Here is a 4,870-nt window from a genome sequence, read left to right as displayed (position 1 = left end):
TTTTCTGATGGATGGTCGATGGCTCATCTGGTCCGCGAACTGGGCGCCTTGTACACCGCTTTCAACCAGCGCCAGGCCGATCCGCTTGCGCCGCTGCCCATTCAATATCCCGACTACGCGGCATGGCAGCGGGAATGGCTGGTTGGCGAACGGCAACGCCTGCAGGCGGAGTACTGGCGAAACACACTGGCCGATGTGCCATCGCTGCTCGCCTTACCTACGGATCGCCCGCGGCCGCCACGCCAGACGTCCGCCGGACGCACCCACCCCGTGGCGTTGAACGCGGTGCTGACGCGTCGGCTAAAACAGCTAGCACAGCAGGAAGGTGTCACGCTTTTCATGGTGCTGACGGCGGCCTGGTCTGCCGTGTTGGCAAAGCTATCGGGGCAGGATGACCTGGTCATTGGCACCGTGACGGCCAACCGCAATCGAGCCGAAATCGAAACCTTGATCGGCTTTTTCGTCAACGCGATGGCTTTACGGATCGACCTATCCGGCGATCCGAATGTGCACGAATTGCTGGTGCGTGTGCGTGACGTTGCATTGCGCGCACAAGACCATCAGGACCTGCCGTTCGAGCAAGTGGTGGATATTGCGCAAGTGCCACGTCGCACCGATTGCTCGCCGCTTTGCCAGGTCATGTTCGCCTGGCAAAGCTACGAGGAAAGTGAGCTTGTGTTGCATCAACTCACTGTATCTTCCATCGAGGTTCCGTTTGAGCAGGTTCGCTTCGACCTCGAACTGAGCCTGCGTGAAATCGGCGATGAAATCGTCGGCAGTTTCATTTATGCCACGGCGCTCTTCGATGCCGACACCATCGAACGTCATTGCTCCTATCTCGAACGTATGCTGCAAGCCATGGTGGCCGATACCAGCAAGGTGATCGGCCACATTGAACTTGTCGACGGCGCCGAACGACAGTTGTTGCTGGAAACATGGAACCGCACGGACGCTCCCTACCCGCGCGACCGTTGCGTGCACGAGGTGTTCGAGCAGCAGGTGCAACGCACGCCTGATGCCATCGCCGTGGTCGAGCACACCAACACGCTCAGCTACGCCCAGCTCAATGCCCAGGCCAACCAGCTCGCGCACCAGTTAATCGCCATGGGCGTGCAGCCCGGCGATCGCGTCGCCCTGCTGCTGGAACGCAGCACTTGGCTGGTGATCGCCGAAGTGGCCGTGCTCAAGGCCGGTGCCATTTACGTGCCGATCGACACCCAGGCGCCCGCCTCGCGCCAGGCTTGGCTGATCGAGAATTGCCAGGCGCGCGTGCTGGTCGTGGCAGACAACACCGACACACCCGATGGCGCAGCGGTGCCAGCACTGGCGTTGGCAACCCTGGCCGCAGACACGCTGCCGGACACCAATCCGGCACTGGCACTGTCAGCGGAAGCCGCCGCCTATGTGATGTACACCTCCGGCTCCACCGGCATGCCCAAGGGGGTGCTCACGCCGCATCGCGCCATTCAACGTCTACTGTTCGCCAACGGCTATGCCGACTTCGAGGCCAGCGACTGCCTGGCATTCGCCGCCAATCCCGCCTTCGATGCCTGCACCATGGAGGTCTGGGGCGCCTTGTTGCACGGCGGCCGCATCGCGGTACTGGACAGCGCCACGGTGCTGGATGCGACGCAACTGGCCGACGCGCTGGCCCGCCATGCCGTCACGGCCATGTTCCTGACCACGGCACTGTTCAATCTATACGCGCAGGCCATTCCCAAGGCACTGGCCAGCCTGAAGTATTTACTATGCGGCGGAGAACGCAACGATCCGGCCTCGTTCTGGCGCGTGCTGGCCGAAGGCGGTCCCGCGCACCTGATTCATTGTTACGGTCCCACCGAAACGACCACCTACGCGTTGACCTGCCCCATTTCGTCGGCTTGGCAGGCGCACGACAACCTGCCGATCGGCCGACCGATCGGCAACACACGCGCCTATCTGCTGGATGCGCAGCGCCAACCGGTGCCACGGGGCGCGGTGGGCGAGCTGTACATCGGCGGCGATGGCGTCGCTCTGGGTTATCTCAACCGCCCCGAGCTCGAGGTCGAACGCTTCCTGCCCGATCCGTTCGTCACGCAGCCGGGCGCGCGCATGTATCGCACCGGTGATCTGGCCCGCTATCTGCCGGACGGCAACCTGGTGTTCGTCGGGCGGGTGGATCATCAGGTCAAGCTGCGTGGCTACCGCATCGAGCCGGGGGAAATCGAAGCGCGCCTGGTCGCGCATCCGCAGGTACGCGATGCTGCTGTGCTAGTGCGCCAGGACGACGCCGGCGAGAAGCGGCTGGTCGCCTATGTCGTGACGGAGGACGAAGGATTCCACGATCTGGCGGCGGCCTTGCGTGCGCATCTGGCGACGCAATTGCCGGAATACATGGTGCCGACAGCCTATGTGCGCCTGGGGGCGTTTCCGCTCACGGCCAGCGGCAAACTGGATCGGAAGGCCTTGCCCGAACCGGATGATGCGGCGTTCGCGTTGCACACCTATGTGCCGCCACAGGGCCAGATCGAAGTACGCCTGGCAGCGCTATGGCAGGACATGCTCGGCGTGGCGCGGGTCGGCCGGCATGATCATTTCTTCGAACTGGGCGGCCATTCGCTGATCGCAGTGCGTTTGCTGAGCCGTGTTGCGCAGGCTTTCGGCGTGGACGTGCCGCTCGCGTTGTTGTTCAACCATGGGACGCTCGAAGCCTTCGCCACCGAAGTCCAGCGTGCCATGGCGCCGGCACGCCCACGCATCGACGCCCCCATCCTGCCGATCGCACGCGATGGCGCCTTGCCATTGTCGTTTGCGCAGCAGCGTTTATGGTTTCTGGCCCAGCTGGAGGGCGTCAGCGCCACGTATCACATTCCTTTTGGCCTACGCCTGCGGGGTTCGCTTGATGTCATCGCGCTGCGCCACAGCCTGGATCACGTGTTCGCGCGGCACGAATCATTGCGCACGGTATTCGACACGGCGAATGGCATGCCACAAGTACGGTTACTGCCGACAACCCACCGCCTGCCGTGGCAGGATCACGACTTGCGTGCCGACGGCCATGCAGGCGAGGCCGCCGCCAGGCTGATCGACGAAGAAGCGCAAGCGCCTTTCGATCTCGCCACGGGACCGTTGCTACGCGCGCGTTTGCTGCAACTGGCGGAAGACGATCACATCCTGCTGCTCACCCAACACCACATCGTCTCGGACGGCTGGTCGCTCGGTGTATTGCTGCGCGAACTCGGTGCGCTGTATTCGGCGTTTACTCGCGGGCAAGCAAGTCCATTACCGCCGTTGAACATCCAGTATGCCGATTACGCCGCGTGGCAGCGCAGCTGGTTGTCGGGCCAACGCTTACGTGAGCAGGCCGATTACTGGCGCGATGTATTGGCCGACGCGCCGGTGTTGCTCACCTTGCCTACAGATCGCCCACGCCCGCCGCAACAGTCCTTTGCCGGCGCCGTCTTGCCTATCCGCCTGGATCAAGCCCTGACCCAGGAACTCAAGCGTCTTGGCAGGCAGCATGGCTGCACGCTGTTCATGACCGTATTGGCGGCGTGGAGCATCGTCCTTGCCCGCCTCAGCGGACAGCCAGATGTCGTGGTCGGCACGCCGGCAGCCAATCGCGGACGCAGCGACATCGAGCCGATGATCGGCTTTTTCGTCAACACCCTTGCGCTGCGCATTCGCCTCTCCGCTGCATCTACGGTGGCGGATCTGTTGGCTCACGTACAACGCATCGTGCTGGAGGCACAGGCCAATCAGGATCTGCCCTTTGAACAAGTCGTGGAAATCGCCAAGCCACCGCGCCGGCTGGAGCATTCGCCATTGTTCCAGGTGCTGTTTGCCTGGCAGAACCATGACGATCTGCTGGCAACACTGTCCGACGTGAGCGTGGAACCGTTGCCACTGCCCGTGCATACGGTCAACTTCGACCTGGAGTTGAATCTGGGCGAACGCGATGGCGGCCTCGACGGAGGCATCAGTTATGCCACGTCGTTGTTTGATCAAACTACGGTGGCGCGTTACGCCGATTACCTGGTGCAGGTATTGCGCGCCATGGCCGGAGATGCTGCGCAGCCCCTGCCGCGCCTGCGCATGCTGGGGGATGCGGAACGCCAACATCTGCTTGAAACCTTAAATCGCACCGAAGCTGAGTATCCACGCGACAACGGCATACACCAGTTGTTCGAACAGCAAGCCGCGGAGCGTCCAGAGGCCATCGCTCTACAATTCGGAACGCAGCGCTGGTCCTATGCCGAGCTCAACAGTCGGGCCAACCAGCTCGCTCATCACTTCATCGAACGTGGTGTGCATCCCGGCACGCGTGTCGGTGTATGCCTGGAGCGCAGCCACGAACTGGTCGTTGCGCTACTCGCTGTACTGAAGGCCGGTGGTGCATACGTGCCGCTGGACCCGGCCTATCCGAAACAGCGCTTGGCACACATCCTGGACGATGCGGCGCCAGTGCTGGTGGTTTGCGACGGAACTGGCAGACACGCTTTGCGCGATACCTCGCCGGGTTTGAGCCAGCTTGTCGATCTCACGGAGTGGCCGGCGCATGGCATTTCCGGTGAAGACGGCAATCCGGATCCGCAGGCGCTCGGCTTTGATGCAAGCAATCCGGCTTACGTCATCTACACCTCGGGCACGACCGGCATGCCCAAAGGCGTGGTGGTCGAGCATCGCAATGTAGTCAACTTTTTGCACGCGATGGCACGCGACCCCGGACTGGCCGCAGGCGATCGGCTGTTGGCGGTGACAAGCGTATCGTTCGATATCGCTGGCCTGGAAATTTATTTACCGCTATCGCAGGGCGCGCGATTGGTGTTGGCCAGCAGGGAAGAGGTAGCTGATCCCCTGCGCTTGCGCCGGCTGCTGCGCGAACAAGACA

General features: G+C 62.6%; 1 protein-coding gene. It reads left to right on the top strand.

Translation table 11 applies throughout. The annotated features are described in order from the left end of the window. Window positions 1-18 precede the first annotated feature (18 nt). A partial coding sequence (locus tag VMA74_RS08025; RefSeq protein ID WP_325366113.1) for a non-ribosomal peptide synthetase occupies window positions 19-4,870 on the top strand: 4,852 nt, incomplete at its 3' end.

This window comes from Dyella sp., assembly GCF_035508675.1.
GTDB lineage: Bacteria > Pseudomonadota > Gammaproteobacteria > Xanthomonadales > Rhodanobacteraceae > Dyella_B.
Note: the sequence above shows the minus strand (reverse complement) of the source record. Positions and strands in the feature narration are given on the sequence as shown.